The sequence below is a fragment of the Streptomyces sp. NRRL S-920 genome, from assembly GCF_000717945.1.
In the GTDB taxonomy this organism is placed as follows: domain Bacteria; phylum Actinomycetota; class Actinomycetes; order Streptomycetales; family Streptomycetaceae; genus Streptomyces; species Streptomyces alboniger.
Genome location: NZ_JODF01000126.1, coordinates 1 through 2504, shown reverse-complemented (window position 1 = coordinate 2504; position 2504 = coordinate 1). Strand labels below are relative to the sequence as shown.

Here is a 2504-nt window from a genome sequence, read left to right as displayed (position 1 = left end):
ACAGGATCAGACGAAGGCCGCCTACACGTCCGCCGAACTGCGAAAACGCTGATCAAGTTCTAGTCGCGTTCGACGCCGGTCGTTAAATGACAAGCTGAGTTGCGGACGATGTAACGCACTTTCCCACCCGGCGGGGCGCACCGAGTGGACTCCACCTGCATCCGGTGGCCTCCACTCTCCACTCGGTGCGGACGATGCCGTGCGCTTCCACTCGGTGGAACCCACCGCGATGCGGGAGTACACGACATCGTCCGCGCCACGCATCACCCCTACACACAGTGACGGTGCACGGTGCGCCAGGTGGGAGAGATCTCCCCTCCGCCACCGTGCATCGTGGACTCGGTGCGCGCGCCCACAGAGTGGTAGCGGAGGCGGTCAAAGAGAAACGTCGAAGATCGCTCGAAAACTCGTGGGTGGACAAGGGTTGCTTTCCACTCGATGGGCTGGGTGCAATTCGGCGGCACACCTGGTCAAGGGGGGTGCATCGAGCGCACGGCATCCGATGCGGCGTCACCCTCTGTGGTCACATCGGGTGGAGCGGGCGGGGGGCGGCCACTCCGACGTGCGCCGGTGGAGCGTGCGGTGCGGCACGCCGGTGCGGTGGGTGCGGTGCGCCCGTGCGGTGGTGCGGAGGCTCAGTGCACGGCATCGTCGACGGGCGCACCGACGCACCGCACCGAGCGCACCGGATGCCGGGGTGTTCCGCACTCCCCCACCGGGTGAAGCGCACCGAGTGAACCGCCCGAACCGTTCCAACGTGGTCTCCACTCCCCTGCGTGCACGGGTGCGCGGTGGAATCCCTCGCGTCCGCTCACCCCCGGCGGCGGCCCCTCGCGCTGCGCCACGGGTTCGGCCGGCCGCCGGGGTACTGCCGGGAGCGGTGCCGGGCAGTGGCGGCATCGGTGACGGGGACAGCGCCATACGCATCCGGGCGGCGTCGGCGAGCTGCTCCAGGAGCTCGTGCTGCTCCGGCGAAAAATGCGGCAATTTCGGGGCAACCATGGGGCCTCCGTGCTTGAGGAGGCGGTCCCCGGCACCCTCCCCCGCCCCCGGGTGGCTTCGGGGGTGCGCGGCCGGTCGCGTCCCGGCGCCTGGCGCGGCGACTACATCATCCGTCCCGCCGTGCGGCCCGCACAGCATTCACGGCCGGGGGCCCTGGCCTTTGGGTCCTCCATGACGCGGCGGCGAGTGTCGGCGGCGCGGGTAAAGGCGGCGAGCCGGTCCAGGTTCTTGGGTGTGCGCAGCCACGTCGCCGGGTCGGTCGTGCGGCCCTCCGGGTACTCCTCGGGCATCGCGCCCCACTGACTCACCGGATGGCATACCCGTCCCACAGGGGGCCGCCAGACTTGTCCAGCACCTCGGCCACGACCTCGGCGAAGACCTTTGCGTCCCCGGCGATCGCCTGCGCGGCAGCTTCGGACAACGCGCGGTGGACCCCGGGGTCGGCCGCAGCCAGCCGCCGCGACAACCACTTGCCGCCGCCGAGCCAGTGCCCGCTGACCAGCAGGACCAGCTCTGAGGCACACTGCAACATCTGCGAGACCAAGTACACCCGCTCCGCAGGGTCCGCACAGCCGCACAGGTCATCGAGCAAGTCCGTCAGGACGTACCGCTGGTAGTCACGCTCACGGTCCGAGAGCAGGGGCGGGCCCGCAGCCCAACGCCTTCGCGCCTCGTCCTGGAGCGAAGCGCCCAGCCCATCCGTGTCTACCAGGAGCATGCCGTCAGCACACATGGCCAGCAGCGGCGAACGCCGGTTCGCGGTCTCCTGGTCGGCGAAACTGTGCCAGACGGCCTCTGTTTGCACGAACAGCTCCACCGGCCAGCCGCGATATACCAGGTTCTCCCGAAGGGGGGCGGGCGGTCCGTCCAAGAGGACCACGATGTCCAGATCAGACGTGGGCGTCCGGCGGTCGGTCAGCACGCTGCCGGCGAGGAAAGCAGCCCGGGCAGCGGGAAATCGGTCCCGCACCAGTTCGCGGGCGATGAGCACGGGGTCATCCATGATCGCAGCGTACGTGCCAACATCGGTCCCGTCAGTAGGTGTCTCTCTTCCTCAACGCCGCAGTTCAGAGCCCCATATGGTGCATTTGGGGCCGAATTAGCCGTTCCAGCCACTTTTCTGCAGCAGAGGTACCGGACAGCGTTAGCACAGCCTTCACAGCCGGGGGCCTTGGCCGGGGTCGGGCTGCTGGCGCTGCTGCTCATGCTCCTGGCGGTGCTGGTCGACCGGCCTGGCCGGATCGGCGGCCGGGGCCTTTGGGTCCTCTATGTCGCGGCGGCGGGTGTCGGCGGCGCGAGTGAAGGCGGCGAACCGGTCCAGGTTCTTGGGTGTGCGCAGCCATGTCGCCGGGTCGGTCGTGCGGCCCTCCAGGTACTCCTCGGGCATCGCGGCCTGCTGGTGCGCCTGGACGGCGGCGACCCGCTGCGCCAGGGTCAGGGCGGCGTCCCGGCCCGGGTGGTCGACGGCGTGGGGAGCGGACGCCGTCTCGCCCTCGGGGTCG

Annotated in this window: 2 protein-coding genes and 1 pseudogene; all 3 read right to left on the bottom strand. The window is 69.8% G+C overall.

Features of this window, described 5'->3' with window-relative positions:
* Positions 1-1103: 1103 nt before the first annotated feature.
* Positions 1104-1310 (bottom strand): hypothetical protein, encoded by a 207-nt coding sequence (locus IG54_RS38885; RefSeq protein ID WP_234336487.1) that lies wholly within the window; start codon positions 1308-1310, stop codon positions 1104-1106.
* On the bottom strand, positions 1307-2005 hold the full coding sequence (locus IG54_RS0137040) for a nucleotidyltransferase domain-containing protein (RefSeq protein ID WP_030795530.1): 699 nt from the start codon (positions 2003-2005) through the stop codon (positions 1307-1309). The genes IG54_RS38885 and IG54_RS0137040 overlap by 4 nt, the downstream gene beginning before the upstream one ends.
* Positions 2006-2158: 153 nt before the next feature.
* Positions 2159-2504 (bottom strand): annotated as a pseudogene (locus tag IG54_RS38880) (hypothetical protein); the annotation flags it as partial.